Consider the following 23,308-nt stretch of genomic DNA (forward strand, 5'->3'; position numbering starts at 1 on the left):
AAGGGGGATTTTTTGTGAAGGATAAGAGAATTAACGGACTGATGATTTTCATGAGTGGAGCAGGTGGTATTTTAGGATTTATATTTAGTGAACTATTACTAAATGCTTATAAATATACCCTTCCTCAAAGTATACTCATGGGATTATATTTTGGAATTATAGCTTTCTTTGCAGGGCTTATGTGTATTATTGCAGAGGTTATCCATCCAAGACTCAATGGTTATAATTGGAAAAATAATTATTCTAAAACTTCTTTAAAGTTCTTAGTACCTTGCACATTTGTGCTTTTATTTATAGTTGGTGCATTATTTCAATTTATTTATGGGTTTGATGTTAACAATAAAAAAGTTAATGATATATTGCTTTTAATCGATACTTCGGAAAGTATGAAAAGTACAGATCCCAATAATGATAGATTTGAGGCAACAAAAAATCTTATTAAAAATATGAATGAAGAAAAAAGATTCTCTATTTACACCTTTGATAATAAAGTTTTAGAAATATTTCCAATGACTAAAGCTACAGAAAAAACTAAACAAGCGGCTTTAGAAAAGCTAGAATCTCTAAAAGCGCCTAGGGGTCAAACAAATATGAAGGCTGCATTAGATACTGCTTTAAAAGAAATACAAAGCACAAAGCAAGTTGATAGGAATGCTATTGTATTATTGTTATCTGATGGAGAGGATAGTTTTGATTTAAATGAAAAATTTGATGAAGTTATAAAACCTTTTCAGGATAATAAAATTTCCGTTTATACGGTAGGAATGGCTAAGGATAATAATTTAAAAATGCTAAAAAAAATATCGAGTGTAACTAACGGAAATTATTACAGTGTTTCTGAAAGTAAAAATTTAAAGGACATTTTCAGCAAAATCTATAAATATAGAGATCAAAGGTTACTCGTAGATAAAAGAAACGGCTTATTTGATAGTATTAAATTTTATGCAATAATGAGAATAATATTTATAACCCTTATAGGAGCTGTTATTTCAACAGCAATAAGTTTTATGTTTGATAATAAATATCTTCTAAAGGGATTTATTATAGGTGGACTAGTAGGAGGGGTAACCGCAGGAATTATTTTAGAATTAGGGTTTAAATTTATACCTTGGGCTGGAACTTTTTATAGGTTAATTGCAGCTGTAATGCTAACAACTATATTTACTTTATTTTCAGTACCTGTAGATGTAAAAGACAAAAAAAATGGATTTTTTAAAGCTGTGAATTCAAAAATAAATTATGATTCATATTCAAAGAATGCAAAAGGCAGTAATACATTTGGTGAATAGAAGTTTATAATAGCTTTGTGTGTAGAAAATTTTGCTTAGGCATTTGAAAATGAATGTACCTTATATAGATAGGAGTTTTGCTATGAATATGAGAGATTTAGAAAGCTTAGAACAAGGCATAAAATCAGTAAAATGTGAAATAGAAAAAGAAAAGTTTGTTATAAAATGGCAGTGGGCCTGCGGCTATGATATAGTCTATATTTTTAAGTCTAAAGCCTTAGATGAGATAGGTATAGAGGCTATAACTAAGGAAAATGTAAAGATATTTACTAGAGAAGAGTATAGAGAGTTTAATGGTTATGTTGAGAGTATAAGGGAGATTGACCAATACAAATTTATGATTTTTAAAGCGGAGGAAATTAATGAGAAGCTTATCCTTGTAAAACAACAGGATGGAGAAAATGAAGTAATTGTTTGTACAGGAAAGCCTGATATTTTTTATAAGATTATAGAGTATAAGCCTTTATTTAGTAAAAATAAAAAAGTGAAGATGAAAATAATTTGTGATGCACCTTTTAAAAAAGATGTACTATGTTATGTGAAAAAACAGGGGAACTATCCCGAAAGTCAGGATGATGGAATTAAATTTGATTTTATAGGAGACTTTCATCCAGGGGTAAATGAAATGCCGAGTATAGAAATTAGCAGGGATGAATTTGTTAAGATTTTCATAAAGGATGTTAATAGGTATGGAAGCGCATATAATCTGAGAGAAAAGTAAGAAAGAGTTCATTGATAGCTATAAAAGGGAGGTGAGTACCTGATGGTTTTTATAAATCAGGTATTGTATGGGTATTTTTGATATTTTAGCACTAGGTAAAAAAAATAAAGCAGATAAAAATTATAATTTAAAGAGATCTAAAGAAAAACGTAATACAGATGATATTAAATGTCCATTTTGTTTTAAAACTTTTAATAATGAGGATGTTCATTTTAGGGTAAGTCATGATCAGGATGGAGATCCAGAGTATGAAAAACAGATTGATGAGATTTTAAATGAATATAATAGAAGGATTGGTAAAGCTACCTTAGGAGAGATAAATGCTATTATTAGAGCAGTAGATTTGCCAGAAAAAAACAAGACCAAGGTTGATAATGCGATTATTGAAGTAAGAGATAATTATGATAAGGTTACACAGGAGAGATTGTGTCCATATTGTCATAATGTGCTCCCTATAACTTCAGGTAGAGGGGATACAAAAATAATTTCAGTGGTAGGAGCTTCTCAAGCGGGGAAGTCTGTTTATATGTCTTGTCTTTTATATTATCTTGAACGCCAAATTGCGGAAAAGTTTAAATCAGCAGTTATTCCTGGAAGCTCAGAGTATAATGAAGATATAAAGCAGAACCAGAGGATAATATTTGAATTTAATAAAATGTTAGAACCTACCCCAAAGCAACATATAGATCCATTAATTGAAACTTTTAAGTTTAAGGATGAATCTAAAAAGCCAATAACTTTTGTGTTTTATGATGTGCCAGGAGAAGGTATGACGGATAAGGATTATATAGACAAGCACGGAGAACATATTCAAAATTCTGACGGTATTATATTTCTTATAGACCCATTACAAATGAGGGCATTAAGGAAAAAAATAAATTTAGCAAATGGATCAAAAGGAGATTTTACAGATAAATATCAAGAACCTAAAGAAATTCTTGTGTATTTATTCGAAAATTTTATATCTAAGCAGGAAAAAACTATAACAGATATACCTACAGCAGTAGTGGTTACTAAAAGTGATATGCTAGTTAGTTTAAATGATGAAGAATATATAAGTGCCAGTAGTAACGTATTTAGAAATTGTAATCATGAGGGCAGCTTTAATCTAAATGAATTTGAAAATATTGATGGAGAAATAAGAAGGTTTTTAACTAAAGTAGACACACCTTTTAAAGGTGCTATGGATGCATATTTTAAAAATGTAGGCTATTTTGCAGTGTCTTCTTTAGGGTGTAACCCAGAAAACTCTAAAATCAATGACAATTTTACTATATCCCCTTTAAGAATAGAAGAGCCTTTTTTATGGCTTTTATATAAGATGGGTTATATTAAAGAAGGAAGGTAATAGTATGATTCAGCAACATTATTATACAAGGGAGAAAAAAGGATTATTCAGTGATACCCCAGGATATGATACTATTTCCAAAAGCAAGGGTTTAAAAGATAAGTTAATAAAAGAGGTGCTTCATAACTATTGTTTTTATGAAGCACCTTTTGAACTAATAGAGGAAGAAGATTTAAATAAATATCCCCAGGCACTTATGTGTTTTAATATACCATCTAGAGAAATGGTAATTGGATGTTCAAGTTTTGCTGGCAAAGATTATACAGGTCAAAGAAATAGATATTTCACTCATAATTATGTAGTAAGTCAGGTGGAGAAGGAGTTTTATATCAGAGATCCTGAAAGAATTTTTCATGCGGAATTTAAAATGCCGATTTTTGAATTACATGGGGGTGATAATAAGCGAGGTGAAACTTTTTTAGATGAATTAACTGACATACCTATGGATAAGCAGAGTCATGAATTTTTCAAAAGGGATAAGTTTTTCAAGGAATTAGGTATACAAGAGATTATGTATAAGAAGCTTTTAAGTGCGTGTTTTGATTCTGTTTTAAATAATAGAAAAATATATATAGTGCTAAAAGTGCCAGCGCAGCAGTTATCAAAATACTCAAAACAGCTAATGGAGTATATATATATAGGTCTTCCATACCTAGTTAGAAGAAATTTTGGGTTTATAACTTATGCGAAAGATTCAAAAATCAAGGAGTTTATAAATCTTCAGTTTGTGGCTAAGGGTGGGGTAAGGAAAGCTGATGTAGCGCAATCTCTTGCATATGTTTTTGATTTTCAAGAGGAAAAACATTTAAATGTAATGAAACTTAAAAATGAAAATGATTATTTGAATTTTATTTGGAATAACCTAAATAAGCCGCAAGTATTAAATGAGTTTTTAAAAAAAGTTGATAAATATATTAAAGAAAATCAACAGGGTCAAGGACTTAGTTTAGAAGAATATAATGGAATGTTCGCAGCGAGTGTTCAAGAAAACTTAAAATATAAGGTAATAAAATCTGAAGAAAGCAATATAGTTCAAATTGAAAAAATAAAAATCCAAGAGCTTAAAGGTAAAGAAATTGAGATGAATATCTTAGAAGATATAGACATATCGAAAATATCTAAGAGGCAAATAAAGAGCTTTATTATGGAAGAAAAGTATAAAAATAATGGTACATATATGATTGTATATTATCTTCAGAGAATACTTGCGAGTAAGGTAGATAGGGAAATAAGTTTTAATGAAAGAAAGATTTGTGAGTTGTCCCTTGAAAAGCTTACAGAGGGCTATGAAGTGTCTCCCATACTTTTGAAAGTAAAAGAGAGAATACAATATTTTTATGAAAAGGAAATTTCAAGAGAAACTTTTAGAAAAATTATGGTTGGTTTTATAGAATGTAATTTTCATAATACATTAGACTACATTTCTGAAAAAGAAGATGATTTCTCTAAAGGGGTTTATATAAATTATAACTTTAAGCAACTCTTTAATTATTTACTCAGCCATGGTGGGACAGCGATGGCTCGAGATTATATATTATGGGCGGTTAATGATTTTTCAAAATTAAAGGAAAAAGAATTGAATTTTAGCTTTTTTGAAGCTTTGAAAAGTTATATAGAAAATAAGGATAATGATTTCTTTAAAGATAAAAATTTTAGAAGGCAAATATTGAAAAGTGATAATGAGGATATAATAGGTAGGATTAAGGACTTAGAGTTAGATATGTGTTGGGGAATAAAAAAAATTATACTAAGACTAAAAAGATAGTCTTCATAAGATGAAGACTATCTTTTTATTGCTTTTAGCGGAATACGGATAGTATATTACTTGTAACGTTGCCTGCTCTATCTACAGCTTTAACTTCAATATAATTCATTCCTGCATGAAGTTTTACTTCTGTTTCAAAGTGAGCTGTTTTAGCGTAAATATCTGCAGTTGTAGATATTTCATTTCCATTAACAAACAATTCAAATCCAAAGTTATTGTCAGAAACTTCACAGTTGATTTTAAAAGTGTCAACATTTTTTGCTACGTTTATTTGTTTATCTTTGCCAGATATATCAATGCCTTTAATAGTTAACTTAGGAGCAAGTAAATCACAATAAAGATTCAATGAATAGTCGAACTTGTTACCTTTTTCATCTGCAGCTGTTACTGAAACTTTATTTTGGCCATCCTGTAGGTTTAGTTCTTTCTTGAAAGTTAAGTCTGAATTTATAGTAACGTCAGTGCCTTGTATTTTAAAGAATTTAACTCCAGTTGATAAATCTCCACTTAAAGTAGGAGTCGCAGAATTATAGAAACTACCTTCTCTTTTAACTCCGGTAAAGTTAACGTATAATTTATCATTTTTAACAATTACATTTGTACTCGCTTCTTCAAGTTTAGTATCTTTTATATCATAAGCTTGTACAGTTATTTGATGCTTGCCAGGAGATAAGTTTTCAAATTTATAAGATAATGTTTCAATATTTTTTGCGGAAACTTCACCATCAACTAAAATATTGAAATATCTCATGTCGGAAACAAGTTTAGAATCTCCTGAATATGATAATTCAAAATTACCTGAAGGGAATACTGTGCTCGCTTTAGGCGAAGTTATTGTAAGGGGTTGTACTTCTACCTTTGTTGAATATTCATAGGTGTTTTTAGCATAATCAGTACTATAAATTATGAGATTGTTATTACCACTTTGTAGATCTAAATTTACGTAGTAGTTTCCATCGGCATCTTGTGCTAATTTCATAGAGGTACTTCCATTTTTATCTGTGATATATGTTCCATTTTTCATAATTTTAAAATCTTTTATTCCAGATAATTTATCTGTTGCCTTGAATTTTAAAACATATTTTCTTGAATTTACTTTACTTTGCGAAGTCAATGCTGCAGTAGGAAGAGTTGAATCAACTTTAATTGGTAATTTCATAGTTTGATAATTTGTAGTAGTAGAATCAATTGATGCTTTAACTTCAAAATAATATTGCCCATCTTTAACTATTTCATATTTTCCACTAACTGGATTATAACTAGTTAAATCCCATATCCATGGCGATTCTTCTTTGTAGTTATCATCTTGTAATTTATTAGCAGGGTCTGCTTTCCATAAATCTTTAGCTAAATCTTTTTCAACACCTAGACTCCTGACTAAATTTCCTTTTTCATCTACTACATTAACAAGCATAGTTTTAGCATTCCTGAGTAATTTTATTTTTGGTGTTACACTTACTTTTCCATTTGCTGCAGTTACAGCAATTAATTTTTCATCAACTATTGGTAATTTGCTTTTTTCATCTTCACCAACTACTCCTAAAAGATTTTCATCCTCATTTTCAGTTAAGCTATATACTCCAGTTCCTTTTAGATGAGAGCCTTCATCCCAAAGTGGCTTGTCCATAATTAAAGATTCATTCCATTCACCATAGAATCCCATATATGGAACGCCAAGTGTCGCTGAATCTTTAGAACTAGGTTCAAAGGTTAAAAATCCTTCTACAAATGCTCCTTTAGTTGTGCTTTCAGGTATATTTAGTGTAACCTTAAGCTCCACTACTGCTCCTGCAGGTATAACGACTTTATCCTTATCAAAAGAAACTGTAGCTCCTTTTAGAATTATGTCTTTTGCTTCATCACTCTTATCTGATAGTACTAGATTTGGAGTCTTAACAGTATAGGTTTCTTCCTTATTTCCATAATTCTTAAATTTCAAAGTGAATTGTTTTGTAAGTCCATTAATTTGCTTTAATGCAGCAGTAGATTCATCAGATTCATTTACAATAATTACATTGGTTTTAACAGCAGCAGCTACATCTACAAGACCGGCACCTTGTCTTCTTGGAGAAAATGGAATTGAATCTTTGCCAGAAGAGGGATCAATTTGAGGTTTTGCTGTATTTATAACAAGTTGCTTTGCAAGTTCAGCTTTTTCTTTTGGAGATAACTTGTCTAATTTTAATTCTTTCATATGTTGTAGAATTAATGCCATAATACCAGCGGTATGTGGGGATGCCATAGAGGTCCCTGACATATATTTATACTCATTATTATTAGCTGTTGAACGAATATCTCCACCAGGAGCAGTAACTTGAGGTTTAAATTCCAAATTTGGAGTAGGACCCCAAGATGTAAAATCAGACATTTCTCCAGCAGTAGGATTTTTTATGCTTACTTTTTTATCTTGGAATTTAATTTTAGTGCTAGTTTTTATTGAAGCTAGTAGTTTAGACCCATCTTCATTAGTTACAAATATTGAAGGAATTTTTACATTAGGGTCAGTAGACATGCTAATATATCCTTTTTCACCATCTTTATTGTATATAATTGTTGCTATAGCACCTGCAGTTTGAGCATTTACCTTCTTTTCTATAAAAGTATTAGAGCCCCTTTTGACAAGTGCAATTTTACCTTTTAAATCTTTGCCCTTAAAATCCTCAGGAGTTCCAAGACTACAATCAACTAGTTCGTATTCACCTTTTAAGATTCCGATGGGACTAACCTCTGATGTTGAATATGCTATATCCTTATATTCACTACCAACTTTATATGATAGGGCAGGGTTTACAAGCATACTATTATTAATAGATGCTACACTTAGTGCTTCTTTTGCAGTAGATGGAGCGCCAACTACTGCTGTATCAACTATATCAGAAACTTTATCAGGAGATGTTGAGTATGCAGAGTTTCCAGCTGAAACTACTACAACTACACCTTTTTCTTCAGCTTCTTTTATAGCCTTTTGTATAGGTGCGCTATTTTCTACAAAACCTGAATCGGAACCAAGACTCATATTTATTACATCTGCGCCAAGTTTTACAGAATCCTCTATAGCTTCAACTACATCCTCATCATTACAGCTTGGATAATCTGGATCGTTTGAGAAGACTTTCATTGCAAGTAATTGCGCTTCAGGTGCAACTCCTTGAATTGCTTCAAATTTTGAAACCTCAGTAGAATTTCCGTTTGCAGCTACTATACCAGCTACGTGCATTCCATGCATACTTCCTTCATCAATTATGTTTTGATTTTTATCAGCATAATTATATCCATAAGGAACTTTATCAGTAAAATACTTTCCCTTTCCCTGTGGACTTTTATTTTTAATCTTAGCTTTTGATGGATCAGTAATTTTCATATCTTTATGTCTATAATCAATACCACTATCAATTATAGAGATTACCATGCCTTCTCCTTTATACTTAGAAACTTGCCATTCATTTAATACATTGGTTAAATCTTTTGATGATGTCATAGTTGGGTTATACCCAGCTCCATTATTGACACCTTTTGCATTAACGTTAAATACATAAATGTTTGAAGATAAAATGCTCAATGTAAGAACAAGACTTAAAAGTTTTTTTCTGTTCATTATGTAGTTCCCCCCTTATTTATACAATATTTATTATATATTATCATAATAATGCAAAAAAGGAAATATAAATAATAATTTTGGAAAAAAACTGCAATTAACAGATTTTTCATTATACTTAATATTAAGTCGAAAGGGTTGAAATCTTAACTAAATTGCATTAAGATTTAGATATAATAAATCTCAACTAGATTATATAAATGAAGCAAAGGAGAAGGAGAGCTATGAATTGGGAAATGAAAAAGTTTGCTGAACTAAGCGGTGAAGAAGTATATGAAATTTTAAAACTTAGAAATGAAGTGTTTGTTATAGAGCAGCAATGTATTTATGAGGAGTGTGATGGTAAAGATAAAAAATCTTATCATTTATTTGCAAAAGAAAATGGAGAAATTCTTGCGTACTTAAGAATTTTAGAAAAGGGTATTTCTTATAACGAGATATCTATAGGAAGGGTCTTAACTGATAAAAAATATCGTGGTAAAGGATTAGCAAGGCAAATGATGCTAAGAGCAATGGAATTTATCGAAAATCATTTAAAGGAAAAAACAATTAGAATTTCTGCACAAGAGTATTTATTAAATTTTTATTCAAGCCTGGGGTTTGTAAAGGCTAGTGATGTGTATTTAGAAGATGATATTCCACATGTAGAAATGTTATATAAAAACAATTAATTATAGATTTCAAGAGATTAGCTTTTGGAGTTTATGGAAAGGTAAAGAAAGTGAATAAAAATCCACCAATTATTTTAAAAAAACAAAACTTCAGTGGGATTATAAATCTCTTTCTGAAGTTTTTAATATTAAAGCTCCTGGGATAACGCTTCATCAGCGAAGGTAATTTGTAACACCTTCAGTGATGATTAATGTTTTGAAGGCAATTCATCTAGTGTTTTAAGCTCATATCCTTGACTTTTCCACTCTGTAATTACATCATCTAATATTTCAGCATTGGTTTTTGATACTGCGTGCAGTAACATAATTCCACCATTGTGAGTTCTTTGCATAATACGTTTTTTTGCAGTTTCATGGGAGGGTTGTTTATCAGTAAGCCAATCCATATAAGCAAAACTCCAAAATATAGTTTTATAGCCATAGTTTTGAGTATATTGTAAGGATAGCTCACTATATTTTCCCATAGGAGGTCTAAAATATTTAGATATTTTTTTTCCTGTAACATTCTCAAATTCAGCTTCTACATCAGATAACTCTCTATTGAATTTTTCCACGTCTACTATTGAAGCCATTGAAGGATGGTGATTACTATGGTTGCATACTAAGTGCCCTTCATCTACCATTCTTTTAATTAATTCTGGGTTAGAAGTAATATAGGGTTTTACAACAAAAAAAGCTGCTTTCACATTGTGTTTTTTTAAAACATCTAGAATAGGAGCAGTATAACCAGCTTCATATCCCTCATCAAAAGTTAAATACAGTGTCTTTTTTGATGTGTCTCCTAAATAATAACACTCATAGTTTGATATAATTTTAATAGTTTCTTTAGGTCCTTCAGGTGGCGTATTGTCATTGCGGGGCTGGAAATACCAATTATATTCTTTAGTACTTAAACCATTGACAGCTATATCATTACTAAAGACGTTTTTGAAAAAATTTATTAGGTCAGCTGTTTTTGATTTATCATTGTTATGATAGTTAATATATTCATTTTTAGAGTCTATAATTGAGCTACATCTTAAATCTTTGCTATAAACAACAGTTGATAAACAGGTAACTATAAACATTGAAGAAATAATAATACTCAATATCCTTGATTTCACACTAATCACCCCTAGTTCTCATCCTATTTAGAAAAGTTTTTAAATTGTTCTACAACTTAGTATGCTCAGTAGATGCTTGTATATATTCAAAATTTATAAAAAATTTAATAAAATCATTATTATAGTATAAGCAATTATAGAAAAATCATACTTTTAAGCTCTAACTAAGGTATAATATTACTATGTTTACAACAGTGGAGGTGACGAAATGGAATTAACTTTAGGGCAACAAAGGATGATTCGTAGCAAACCCTCAAGATATAGCACAATTAGAGGGATTCAAGGTTCAGGTAAGACAACTGCATCTATCTATAGAAGTCTTTATTTAAAAAACAATTATTGTTTATATGAAGAGGATAAAATATTAATGTTAGCTTCTAAGGATGAAGATATAAATTATATTGAAGACATATATAACAAAGTAGAAAAAGAAACTAGATTAGATTATTTAACTCTATTTTCTAATAATGAAAGAAAATTTCATGTTGTTACATTAGAAAGCATTTTACATAGATATTTTTTAGAATATAAAAGCAAATATAAATTAAAAAATGAGCAAATAATAGGTAATGATAAAAAAAATAGCATTATGAAAAACTGCATATTGGACATTAAAAATATTTATCCAAGTCTAAGGATATTACATGCGAGTTATGTTAAATTTTTTATTGAAGAAGTAAAGTGGATGAAAAGTTGCAATTACTTAAAAATTGATGCCTATTTGCAATGCAATAGAACAGGAAGAAAATGTGAAAAAGGACAAGGACCACAAAAAATTCCTAAAAATTCTACTGCTAGAAAAGCAATATTTCAGCTTATGCTTACATATAATGAGAAGCTTAGGTCAGAGAATTTAGTTGATAATGAAGATATTAATATATATGCTCTACTAATGGCGGAGACTGTTACTAACGGTAAATATTGTCATATTATAGTTGATAAAAGTAATGATTTAACTAAGGTGCAGTTAGATTTTATTAATGCATTATTTAAAGAAAAATCTTATTCTAACATGATGTTTCTTGTTGATATAGATATGATTAACAATACTAATTCTTGGATGGTAAAAGGCAAAAGAGTTAATTCTAAACCTCTAGGAGAAAAGGCAAAAATACATTTATTTAAAAATAATTATAAAACACAAGAAATCCTTCAAAGAAAACAGTTGGAGATAAAGGACAAAAATTTAGACATCAAATCATTGGAGAATTTTCAATTTTGTGATTTAAGGCATAGCAGATCCTATAAATTTATGAGGGATTATAGTAGAATATCAGATATTCTATTAAATGATGAAAACGGTGATTATGAGTATATAAATGAAGAATTATTGGAACTACCAGTATATAGTGATATAGCAGCAGGTGAACCTATACTTATTAATTCTGAAATAGAAGGTAAATTTTATCTTCCAAAGTATTGGTTAAAGGGAGTGAAAAATGCCTTTATTTTAAAGGTTAAAGGTGACAGTATGATTGGGGCAAACATTAATCATGGAGATTATGTAATAATAAGACAAGAACATGCTGCAAATAATAAAGATATTGTAGCTGTTGACATAGGTGGTAACGCTACTTTAAAGAGGCTTTCTATAAACAAAGATAGAGTATTACTTATGCCAGAAAATGAAAAATATAAGCCTATTGTAATAGATAGCGAAGATACATACATTATAGGCACAGCTATAGGTATTATAAAGCACAAAAATTAATTTTATGGAAGGAGTCAAGTAGAAATGAAAATATTTTTTATTTCTGACATACATGGTTCGCTTTTCTTTTTAAAAAAGGCATTAAAACGTTATAGAGAAGAAGGCGCCAGCTATATAGTAATGCTAGGAGATGCATTATATCATGGACCAAGAAATCCATTGCCCGAGGAGTACAAACCTCAGGAAGTAGCAAATCTCTTAAATGAATATAAAGATAAGATAATAGCTGTTAGAGGAAACTGTGATAGTGAAGTAGATCAAATGCTCATAGAGTATCCTATGATGGCTGATTATTCTATAATATTGTACAATAATAGAAGATTATTTTTGACACATGGACACATATATAATGAAGATAATATGCCAAATTTAAGTGAAAATGATGTTTTAGTACACGGTCACACACATCTCCCAGTAGCTAAAAAACATAATAGAATATATGTATTAAATCCAGGATCACTATCATTACCTAAGGAAAACAACCCTAATTCTTATGCAATACTTCAAGATGATTTATTCCAAATAAAAGATTTAGAGGGAACTGTTATAAAAGAAATAAAATTATAAAAAATAATGCCCAAGGATATATTGGGCATTAATGTTATTGTATAAGTCTAGGGTAAAACTATGCTTCTTTTTTCTTTTCGTTTAAATATAGTAAATACATACAAGTAGAAGCCAAGATGCCAAAGAAAAACACAAGAAGCCATGCGGAGTTTACTTCCCTATTTTTAATAAATAAGCTCATCATAAAGGGACCAATCGCAAAGCCTGCACCAGTAATTAGTGGTATAACTGAATTAAATCTACCTCTGTGTGACATTGGTGTATGATTTGCAATATACACTCCAGAATTAGTGGCAGATAGTATTTCACCAATTGTCCATACAATTGTAGAGATTACAAATACCGTAAATGTTTTTGCTAAAAATAGCATTCCAAAACCTATAGAGAAAAATAAACCAGCTAGGGCTATATTAAATATAGGTCTAAGTTTTTTTGTTACAGCAGCTATAATTGTGGTCATAGTAACTACTACTACTCCATTAATAGCCATTATAGAGCCATAAAGTTTTGGACCCTCAGCACTAAAAAGTTTGTCCATTTGCATTGGGGTAATGAAGCCAAATTGAGAATACATGAATGAATAAATCATTGAAATTGTAGCAAAAGCTATAAGATAAGGTCTTTTTAATAGCACACTTAGTAAGCTACCTTCTTCGGCCTTTTCATTTTCGTTATAAAAATCATTAATTACTTTATCTTCTGTGATTGTCCTAGCGGGAAGGGTCTCTTCTACAAATACAGCAACTAGTATTAATGACAGTATAGTTGTAGCTGCATCTCCTAAAAATAAAATTTTCAAATAATGATTGTATAAAAAACCTGCAATCAGTGGTCCAAGGGAAAAGCCTATATTAATTCCTAAATATAAAAGAGAGTATGCGGATTTTCTATTTTCTGTATTTGTTAAATCTGCCATCATAGCACTATTTGCTGGTTGGACAGCTCCTCCAAAAAAGGATGAAAGAATTAGTAGATATGGTATTATTATAGATTTACCCAGAAAGGCACAAGGGATAAGGCATAGTGCTGCCAAACCTTGAAAAATAATAATGATTTTTTTTCTGCCAATATGATCTGATAATTTTCCACCTATTAGTGAGCCAGGTATTGAAGATAAGGCTGACATCATTAAAAATAAACCTACAGTTTTAAGTCCAAGACCCATGCTTTTAGTAAGAAATAGTGTTAGAAATGGATGAACAAAACTACCCATACTGTTAATAATTCTAGCGAAAAATACAATATAAATACTCCTAGGTAAGCCAGAATAAGTTTTTAAAATATTCGAATTTCTCATTAGTTCCCCCTTGCTTTTTACATTTTACAATTTGTAGTAATTTTAAAATACAGTCAATTACATTTTACTAAAATTTTATAAAGATTTCCAGTAAAAATATTTTTAAAAAAAATAAAAGGATAGCCCTTAGGCTATCCTTAGTTTGTTATTATAAAAATTTACATTTTTCGTTTATTTCCTAAGAAAAAAGCTGAATTTATCTGTTTCATCAACTGAAATAGATAAATTTCGTTTATGAAGTATATTATTATATTCTTGGATTTGACCATCACATACATTAGCATATTCAGTCTTACCATCTTCTAACCAACCCATAAACACATAAGCGTGGGAAGGTACACCAGGTTTTCCGGACACATCTGTGGTGAAACATATATCTCCTTTTTTTAATTTAGTAAGATCAGTATTTTTTTTCCAATCCATTGAAGTTAAATCTGTTACCAACTGTTTAACAGTAGACGTGTCTACAGGGATAGCAATGTCGTTGGATCTTAAAATTTCTGACAAGAGATATACAGTAACGCCTGTTTTAGTTCCTTTGTTTAAGGCGATGGCTTTTTTTAGTGTGGAGGTTCTATTTGCTTCTACATCTAAATATCCATAAATCTTATCTTGGGATGTAATAGATTTAGCGTCATTATCAGCAGTACTTTCTGTAGTTGTTTTCTTGGTAGCGACGTCTGTTTTTGACTTCATGAAAGAGGTGTTCATTAATATAGAAAACACAACTATAGCAGCTATAACCATAAAAAGTCCTAAAACAATTATATTGTTTTTAAATTCATTTTTATCTGCTAGTTCATGCATTTCTTTTATGTATTTTTGGCCTTCCGCATGATCCTTTAATTGATTCATTTCACTAGATTTAGTTTTATGCTTTTCTAAATTGTTGTTTGAATACAAACTATTTATACTTTCATTAGTTTCTTTTTCTGTTTGTTTATTTTTATCTTTATCCATATTTTCCTGCTTGCAAATATAGGTAGCCATACGATTTAACCTATATTTTTGCAGCACCTCCCCTTGATCTTTATATTAGTTATATTAAAGATTTTATTTTAATAGTTGTTTATTTCAAAAGAAACAGTTAATAAAGTTATTCATATCACCTACTTTTTCACTTTATAATTATACCATATGAGGAGGCATTTTAGTGCTATTTGCAAGAGTTTAAAATAATTTAATATTTTGTGAAATATATTACAGTTATTGTGGGTATAAATTTAATATAATTATGATTTATATTATTCATAGCTTCTAGGGTATTGTTTAGCATAAGAATATAGTATAATATATTTAATAATGAACAAGTGGGGGTGGACAATGACCGTAAAAATAATAACGGATAGTACCTCGTATATAAGCGAGGAGTTAATAAAAAAATATGATATTTCTATAACTTCACTAACTGTTATTTTTGAAAATGAGGAGTTTAAAGAAATCAATATTAAAAACGAAACTTTTTATGAAAAACTGCATGAGAGCACAAGTATTCCCACTTCATCACAACCATCATTAGAGGAAATGTACAGCATCCTAGAAAAAAATGTAAAAAATAATAATGAAGTTGTTGGTGTTTTTCTATCTTCAGAAATGAGTGGAACCTATTCGAATGCATGCCTTGCAAAAAATATGATACTTGAGAGTTATCCAAATGCATTAATACAGATTATAGATTCAAGATCTAATTGTATGCAACTTGGATTTGCAGCATTAACGGGGGCGATTGCAGCACAAAATGGAAAATCAATAGCTGAAGTAGCTTGCAACGTAAAAGACAATATAAAAAGAAGTAGATTTCTGTTTATACCTGATACTTTAGAGTATCTAAAAAAGGGTGGCAGAATAGGTGGTGCAAGTGCATTGCTAGGTACTATTTTTCAAATTAAACCCATTCTCACTGTAGTAGATGGGAAAACAGAATTGTTTAATAAAGTACGGACTAAAAAACGTGCCATACAAACTATGATTGATAAATTTATTGAAGATATAAGCGCTCATGGACTTGGCGAAGTTATGATACATCACATAAATGATGTAGAAGGGGCACAAGCTTTTGCAAAAACAATTGAAGAATGTATAGGTAAAAAAGTAGATATAGCTCCAATTGGGCCTGTAATAGGAACTCATGTTGGACCTGGTGCATTAGGTATTGTTTATTATACAAAGACAGATTTATAAAATGATAAGCAAAGCCATACTGTGAATTCGCAGTATGGCTTTGCTTATTAAATAACTCAATATTCTTCTGAGTACATTTCGCTTAAAATAGTTAGTGTTTCAAGTAAATGTTGAACATGAAAGTTAAATACTATGTTTATATCGTTATTTATGTAAGATGTACTAAGTATATCTTCATGGAACAATTCATTTATGTTAAAGCGGTTACTTTCATTAAAATAACAATTACAAGGCGAATTTGTGAATGTTATAGAATTTAATATAACTAGATGATTATAAGCAGTTTTTGAAGTATCTATAACTTTATTAATTTTGTTAACATGTTGTTTTTCAGCACCTTCACTTTGTATTTCACTTAAGTAGGAGTCTAATGATTTTTCCAATTTGGATATTTGAAGGTTTAAGCCAGAAATATTAATATCTCCATTAAAATTAAATACATCTTTAGATGTTATAAAAATATTATGAATTAAAAATTTTCCGTCTTTATGCAAGTTATCTAAAAATTTAGGATGGAATATAAGATAGTTTACTAAAACTGATACAAATATACCAACAAAAGTTTCTATAACTCTATTGGAACTATAAACTAGCGGAGTGCCTTGTTTAAGATTCGTCATTATTGCTAAAAAAACTACACATGCAATGATAATAGAATTTTTTCTATTAAGAAGGTTCAAAAAATAAATTACAAATATTATGCCTATACCGATAAGAAATACGTTATTAGGACTTATAAGTGCGAATATTAATCCCCAAATCGCACCTATGATAGTACCAATCATCCTATTTTTACCTGTAGTAAAAGAATTGTGTACAGTGCTTTGCATTGTTATTACTGCAGCTATACATGCATAAAAGGGATTTTGGTTATGAAAAAACCTTAATATAATTATGCATAAAAAAACTGAAATTGCAGTTTTAATATTTCTCATTCCTATTTTTTGCATATTCTTGCCTCCTAGTCAAACCACACCTTTAGTTTTGAAATATGGTTAAATTCTTGTAAATAATTTTAAACACATCTTACATTTTACCAAATTTCAACTAATTTGCAACTAAAAATTATATTTATGCATTGACAAATTGCAAAATCTAAATTAAACTAAGAAGAAATTATAAATTATATATAAAAAAAGAAGTACACTTTTAAGTTAGTCCTGTGAGGCTAGGAAGGAGTATAGATGATTATGACATGTTTTTTTTGCGTAGAAAATTTTAAATTTAGTACTATTAAATATAACACAGTTGGTAATATTTTCAATAAAGCTGTAAGTATATTTTCTATTTCGTTAATAAATATAATCAATATATTAATAAGGATAACAAAAAGATTATTTAAATAGTCTCTTTGTTATCCTTTATTTTGTTTAAAAAAATGGTTTTAGTTGATAAGTATATTTTAAGGTGAATAAATATTACGATAAATGAATAAAAAAAACAAGAAAAAAATTGCTTTATTATGATAATTAACATATAATTAATAAAAATAAACTAGCAATACCAATAAAAATAATTAAAAACACGGCATATAAGAAGAAAAAATATTATACATAAAAATTGTATAAATATTCATTAGTGAGTTTTGACGTTTTAAAAAATGATTTTTATGTAGGAGGATTTAAGATGAAAGGTAAATTGATTTTAGAGAATGGAATAATATTTGAGGGTAATATATTTGGGTATTTAGAGGAAAGTGTGGGGGAAGTAGTTTTTAATACAGGTATGACTGGATATGAAGAAATCTTAACGGATCCATCTTATTATGGTCAGATAGTAACTATGACATATCCGCTCATTGGAAATTACGGAATTAATTTAGAAGATGTAGAGTCGAAGTCACCCAAGGTCAAGGGCTTTATTGTTAGAGAAAAATGTGATAACCCTAATAACTTTAGATGTGAAATGGATTTAGAGGGATATTTTAAGCAAAATAAAATAATAGGCCTAGAAGGTATTGATACAAGAGCATTAACAAAAATACTTAGAAATAAGGGAACTATGAAAGGTATTATTACTACGAAGGAATTATCGCAAAGTGAAATAAAGCAAAAGCTTGTGGCATTTAATAACACTGATGCAGTAATGAAGGTTACTACAAAAGAACCTTATGTTATTTACGGCACAGGGCCTCATGTGGCTGTTTTGGACTTTGGAATAAAAGAAAATATTCTGAGATCATTTATGCAAAGAAATTGCAAATTAACAGTATTTCCTGCGGATACATCTGCGAAAGAAATATTAAAGGTTAATCCGGATTTGATATTTTTATCAAATGGCCCTGGAGACCCAGAAGATTTAAAGGGTGTAATTAAGGTGCTAAAAGAAATTATAGGTAAAAAACCTATAGTTGGAATTTGCCTAGGACATCAACTTTTAGCTTTAGCCCTTGGTGGTAAAACCGAAAAACTTAAATTTGGTCATAGAGGATGTAATCATCCTGTTAAAGATATACAAGAAAATAAGGTGTATATTACATCACAAAACCACGGATATTATGTAAGCGTACTCCCAGAAGAAATGGAAGTTACGCATGTAAGCGTAAATGATGGAACTATAGAAGGTATGAAACATAAGAATATGCCAATATCCTCTGTGCAGTTCCATCCGGAAGCTTGTCCTGGACCTAAGGATATAGATGCAATTTTCGATAAATTCCTTTCGATAATCTAAGTTAGTATTGAGAATTGCAAGTATAAGAGTAAAATACAAAGTAGATGAAATTTGGGATATACAAATAGAATTAAACAAAAGATAATATAGAGGAGGATTTATATGCCATTAGATAAAAGCATAAAAAAAGTATTAGTAGTTGGGTCGGGGCCCATAATAATAGGGCAAGCTGCCGAATTTGATTATTCTGGAACGCAAGCTTGTCAAGCATTAAAAGAGGAAGGCATAGAAGTTGTGCTTGTAAATAGTAATCCGGCAACAATAATGACAGATAAAGAGGTTGCGGACATTGTTTATATAGAGCCGCTGACTATAGAGTTTTTAGAGAAGATTATTGAAAAGGAAAGACCGGATAGCATGCTTTCTGGTATGGGTGGGCAAACAGCCTTGAATTTAGCTGTAGAACTATCTGATAATGGTATTTTAGATAAATATAATGTGAGAGTAATCGGCACATCTATAGAAGCTATAAAAAAAGGTGAGGATAGAGAAATATTTAGAAATCTTATGCAGGAAATTAACCAGCCGGTTGTAGAAAGTGAAATTGTTACAGAAATAGAAGACGGAGTGCGCTTTGCTAGCGAAATAGGCTATCCTGTAATTGTAAGACCGGCTTATACGTTAGGTGGAAGTGGTGGTGGAATTGCCGAAAGTGAGGAAGAACTGATTGAAATATTAGAACTTGGATTACAATTAAGTTCTATAAGACAGGTGCTTCTAGAAAAGAGTATTAAAGGCTGGAAAGAGATAGAATATGAAGTGATGAGAGACAATCGTGGTAATTGTATCTGTGTATGTAATATGGAAAATATAGATCCTGTAGGGATACATACCGGAGATAGTATTGTTGTAGCACCAAGTCAAACTCTTTCTGATAAAGAATACCAAATGCTTAGAAGTGCATCCATAGACATTATAAACAATGTAGGAATAGAAGGTGGATGCAATGTTCAACTTGCTCTACATCCCAAAAGCTTTGAGTATGCAGTTATAGAGATTAATCCAAGGGTAAGTAGATCCTCTGCTCTAGCCTCTAAGGCTACGGGATATCCCATTGCAAAAGTAGCAGCGAAAATAGCTCTAGGATATGCACTAGATGAGATAGAAAATGCAGTTACACAAAAAACCTATGCTTGTTTTGAACCTTCTCTAGACTATGTGGTAGTTAAAATTCCTAAGTGGCCTTTTGACAAGTTTCAAGATGCAAATAGAGTTTTAGGCACAAAGATGATGGCTACAGGGGAAATAATGGCAATTGGAAGTAATTTTGAAGCAGCTTTATTAAAAGGAATTCGCTCTTTAGAAATCGGAAAATATTCATTGCAAGATGACTCCTTAGCACAAAAAAGTTTGCAAGAATTGAAGGATAATGTAATGGCCCCTGATGATGAGAGAATATTTCATTTAGCTGAAATGCTTAGACGCGATTATATGGTGGAAAAGGTTGCGGAAATTACAGGTATGGATAAATTCTTTGTAAATAAAATTAAGTGGATAGTAGATGAAGAGGAAAAGATAAAAAAATCTGACCTAGGAGATATTAATAAAGAGTGGTTGCAATTATTAAAGAAAAAGGGATTTTCAGATAAGGGAATTTCAGATTTATTAGGGGTTAAACCAAACGTGATCTATGAACTGAGAAATATATGGAACATTAAGCCTGTTTATAAGATGGTAGATACCTGCGGAGGGGAATTTGAAGCTTTGTCCCCGTATTACTATTCAACTTATGATGAATATGATGAGGTTGAGGTAAGTGATAAAAGGAAAGTTATGGTAATAGGTTCAGGTCCTATAAGAATAGGACAAGGTATTGAGTTTGATTACGCATCTGTTCATAGTGTAATTGCTCTTAGAAAGCTAGGAATCGAGACTATAATAGTAAATAACAATCCAGAAACTGTAAGTACAGACTTTAATATTTCAGATAAATTATATTTTGAACCATTAACAGAAGAAGAAGTATTGAATATTGTAGAAAAAGAAAAACCAGATGGAGTTATTCTTCAATTTGGGGGTCAAACCGCTATTAATCTTGCTGAATTCTTAAAAGGGAAAAATATACCTATATATGGAACTAAGCCTGAACAAATAGATGCGGCGGAAGATAGAGAAAAATTCGATGCATTACTAGAAAAATTGGATATAAATAGACCGAAGGGAAAAGCGGTTTGGAATTTAGAAGAGGGGTTAAAAGAGACTAAAATCATAGGCTATCCGGTTTTGGTTAGACCATCCTATGTATTGGGTGGTCAGGGAATGGAAATAACTTATGGAGAAGAGGAACTGGAGCATTATTTAGTGAATGCCTTTGAGAAGGATAAGAAAAATCCAGTTTTAATAGATAGATATTTATTAGGTAGAGAAATAGAAGTTGATGCTATTTGTGATGGGGAAGAAATATTAATACCAGGTATTATGGAACATTTGGAGAGGGCGGGAGTTCACTCCGGGGATAGTATAACAATATATCCAAGCCAAAACATATCGGAGACTATAAAAGAAAAAATATTAGAATATACGAGGAAAATAGCAATAGGTCTTAAAGTAATGGGTATGATCAATATTCAGTTTATAGAATTTAAAAATGAATTATATATAATAGAAGTTAATCCAAGAGCTAGTCGTACAGTTCCATATATTAGTAAGGTTAGCAAAGTACCCATAGTAGAATTGGCAACAAGAGTTATGCTAGGAGAAAAACTAGCGGATTTAGGGTACGGTACCGGAGTTTACAAAGAGCCGAAATTAGTGTCAGTTAAGGTTCCAGTATTCTCAACTCAGAAACTTCCAGAGGTTGAGGTGTGCGTAGGACCGGAAATGAGGTCCACAGGAGAGGTGCTAGGAATAGGAAGAAATTTTGAAGAGGCTTTGTATAAAGGCTTTGTAGCTTCTGGAATGAAATTTAAAAAAGAAGGTGGGGTTATCTTGGCCACAATAAACCCGCAGGACTATAAAGAGTTTATATATATAGCTAAAGGTTTTAGCGAATTAAATTATAAATTTATAGCAACCAAGGGCACTGCTAAGCTATTAAAAGATAATGGTATTGAAGCCTTAGAGGTTAAAAAAATCACAGAAGGAAAGCCTGATATAATTGATGTAATAAAGAGTAGACAGGTTGATTTAGTAATAAATACTCCTACTAAAGGAAATGATTCCAAAACAGACGGCTTTAGGATTAGAAGGACGGCTATTGAGAATAACGTTTTAGTTGTTACTTCATTAGATACTGCAAAAGCAATAGTAGAACTTATGAAGAAAAAGATTGTGAGTGCAAATCTAGAAGTGTTTAATATTGTAGATTAGTGAAAAAGTAGTTGTTAATAAAATGCGTAACAGGTAAAGCAATGCCTGTTACGTGTTTTTTTTATTGTGAATATTAAGTTGTTAATTAAAGAATTATAATGTAATTCCGGCAAACAAGAGCTTTTTATATAACATCTCATAATTCATAAAATTAATTTTGGAGGTAAAGTCATTATTTTCAGAACATACAGCTAACTTATAGTTTTTATCAATTGTATATGTTTTAAAATATACTTCGCTTGCAGAATTGCTTTCATTTTTTATAGAAATATTATATTCCGTATCAAATAATATAGAAAATGAATCTAAAGGCGTTGCTAGACCTGTTCCCGTCATTTTTATATAGCTTTCTTTTAATGTCCATAATTTATAAAAGCATTCAAGTCTTTTTTGTTTTTTTTGAGATAATAACCAATTATATTCATCATAGTTAAACGATATTTTAGCTATATCAATGTAATTAATTGGACATATTTGCTCAATATCAATGCCTATAGGTTTATTATCTATAATAGCAATAACCCAATTACCAGAATGAGATACACTAAAATGAAAATCCTTATTGTCTTTCAATTTAGGTTTACCATAAATATTATATTCGTATTTTATTTCTTTGTTGAAAATTTGTAATTTGTTACATATAATACTTCTAATTAATATATCGGCAATTAGCGTTCTTATTTTATCATCACTATTTTTAAATTTATTTATTTTTGTCTTTTTAGCATCATCAATAAGCGATAAAAAATTATCGTATAATCCCACATTTAATTTATTAATAATATTAACGGAATATATATCCATGCATATCTGACCTCCATATGTTTTTCAGCCTTTAAAGAAATAAAAACAACTAATGCTATTTTTGAATGGATGCTTAATAATATACTTGGGAAATTAACAGTATACACCAATATACCAATAATATCCACGAGCGCATTATTTCTATTTCTAAAAGCAGAGAATTAAAAAGAGAGAGTGTTGACATAATAGGTACAATAATGTAAAATATCTAATTGTATCTTAAAATATTACAAATTTTCATATTACAGTATATATGTTTGGCAACAAATATACA

Annotated in this window: 16 protein-coding genes; 10 read left to right on the forward strand and 6 right to left on the reverse strand. The window is 30.1% G+C overall.

What is annotated here, in order from left to right; all coding sequences use genetic code 11:
- The first annotated feature begins 14 nt into the window (after positions 1-14).
- The 4 genes from G9F71_RS12205 to G9F71_RS12220 all read left to right on the forward strand — a co-directional run bounded on the left by G9F71_RS12205 (position 15) and on the right by G9F71_RS12220 (position 5,123).
- Positions 15-1,289 (forward strand): vWA domain-containing protein, encoded by a 1,275-nt coding sequence (locus tag G9F71_RS12205; RefSeq protein WP_164946421.1) that lies wholly within the window; start codon positions 15-17, stop codon positions 1,287-1,289.
- Positions 1,290-1,371: 82 nt separating this feature from the next.
- Entirely contained in the window at positions 1,372-2,010 is a 639-nt protein-coding gene (locus G9F71_RS12210; RefSeq protein WP_164951129.1) for a hypothetical protein, read from the forward strand.
- Between the two features lie 67 nt (positions 2,011-2,077).
- A complete protein-coding gene (locus G9F71_RS12215; protein ID WP_164951128.1) occupies positions 2,078-3,358 on the forward strand; it encodes a TRAFAC clade GTPase domain-containing protein in 1,281 nt (426 codons plus the stop codon).
- A gap of 4 nt (positions 3,359-3,362) precedes the next feature.
- Complete coding sequence (locus tag G9F71_RS12220; protein ID WP_164951127.1) at positions 3,363-5,123, forward strand: hypothetical protein; 1,761 nt, start codon at positions 3,363-3,365, stop codon at positions 5,121-5,123.
- A gap of 34 nt (positions 5,124-5,157) precedes the next feature.
- Here the strand turns inward: G9F71_RS12220 and G9F71_RS12225 are convergent, their stop codons facing one another.
- Positions 5,158-8,718 (reverse strand): S8 family serine peptidase, encoded by a 3,561-nt coding sequence (locus G9F71_RS12225; protein ID WP_164951126.1) that lies wholly within the window; start codon positions 8,716-8,718, stop codon positions 5,158-5,160.
- A gap of 224 nt (positions 8,719-8,942) precedes the next feature.
- Here G9F71_RS12225 and G9F71_RS12230 point away from each other — a divergent pair, with 224 nt between their 5' ends.
- A complete protein-coding gene (locus tag G9F71_RS12230; protein ID WP_164951125.1) occupies positions 8,943-9,389 on the forward strand; it encodes a GNAT family N-acetyltransferase in 447 nt (148 codons plus the stop codon).
- Positions 9,390-9,577: 188 nt separating this feature from the next.
- Here the strand turns inward: G9F71_RS12230 and pdaA are convergent, their stop codons facing one another.
- Complete coding sequence (gene pdaA / locus G9F71_RS12235; protein ID WP_411956131.1) at positions 9,578-10,492, reverse strand: delta-lactam-biosynthetic de-N-acetylase; 915 nt, start codon at positions 10,490-10,492, stop codon at positions 9,578-9,580.
- Between the two features lie 208 nt (positions 10,493-10,700).
- Here pdaA and G9F71_RS12240 point away from each other — a divergent pair, with 208 nt between their 5' ends.
- Both G9F71_RS12240 and yfcE read left to right on the forward strand, forming a co-directional pair.
- A complete protein-coding gene (locus G9F71_RS12240; RefSeq protein ID WP_164951124.1) occupies positions 10,701-12,203 on the forward strand; it encodes a LexA family protein in 1,503 nt (500 codons plus the stop codon).
- A 24-nt stretch (positions 12,204-12,227) separates the two neighbouring features.
- A complete protein-coding gene (gene yfcE, locus G9F71_RS12245) occupies positions 12,228-12,770 on the forward strand; it encodes a phosphodiesterase (protein WP_164947085.1) in 543 nt (180 codons plus the stop codon).
- 58 nt (positions 12,771-12,828) lie between these two features.
- On the opposite strand, the gene G9F71_RS12250 is transcribed toward yfcE, so the two are convergent.
- Entirely contained in the window at positions 12,829-14,067 is a 1,239-nt protein-coding gene (locus tag G9F71_RS12250; protein ID WP_164951123.1) for an MDR family MFS transporter, read from the reverse strand.
- Between the two features lie 171 nt (positions 14,068-14,238).
- Entirely contained in the window at positions 14,239-15,057 is an 819-nt protein-coding gene (locus G9F71_RS12255) for a hypothetical protein (RefSeq protein WP_164951122.1), read from the reverse strand.
- Between the two features lie 333 nt (positions 15,058-15,390).
- Here G9F71_RS12255 and G9F71_RS12260 point away from each other — a divergent pair, with 333 nt between their 5' ends.
- Positions 15,391-16,248, forward strand: a complete 858-nt coding sequence (locus G9F71_RS12260; protein WP_164947082.1) for a DegV family protein — start codon at positions 15,391-15,393, stop codon at positions 16,246-16,248.
- Between the two features lie 56 nt (positions 16,249-16,304).
- Here G9F71_RS12260 and G9F71_RS12265 read toward each other — a convergent pair whose 3' ends face one another.
- A complete protein-coding gene (locus G9F71_RS12265) occupies positions 16,305-17,198 on the reverse strand; it encodes an FUSC family protein (RefSeq protein ID WP_164951121.1) in 894 nt (297 codons plus the stop codon).
- A 676-nt stretch (positions 17,199-17,874) separates the two neighbouring features.
- On the opposite strand from G9F71_RS12265, the gene G9F71_RS12270 reads away from it, so the two are divergent.
- Together G9F71_RS12270 and carB are read left to right on the forward strand one after the other, a co-directional pair.
- Complete coding sequence (locus G9F71_RS12270; protein ID WP_164951120.1) at positions 17,875-18,921, forward strand: carbamoyl phosphate synthase small subunit; 1,047 nt, start codon at positions 17,875-17,877, stop codon at positions 18,919-18,921.
- 102 nt (positions 18,922-19,023) lie between these two features.
- Positions 19,024-22,230, forward strand: a complete 3,207-nt coding sequence (carB, locus tag G9F71_RS12275; RefSeq protein WP_164951119.1) for a carbamoyl-phosphate synthase large subunit — start codon at positions 19,024-19,026, stop codon at positions 22,228-22,230.
- A 93-nt stretch (positions 22,231-22,323) separates the two neighbouring features.
- On the opposite strand, the gene G9F71_RS12280 is transcribed toward carB, so the two are convergent.
- Positions 22,324-23,034 (reverse strand): 4'-phosphopantetheinyl transferase family protein, encoded by a 711-nt coding sequence (locus tag G9F71_RS12280; RefSeq protein WP_164947078.1) that lies wholly within the window; start codon positions 23,032-23,034, stop codon positions 22,324-22,326.
- Between the last annotated feature and the right edge of the window lie 274 nt (positions 23,035-23,308).

It is taken from the genome of Clostridium sp. FP2, assembly GCF_011065955.2.
Taxonomy (GTDB): Bacteria; Bacillota; Clostridia; order Clostridiales; family Clostridiaceae; genus Clostridium_AD; species Clostridium_AD tagluense.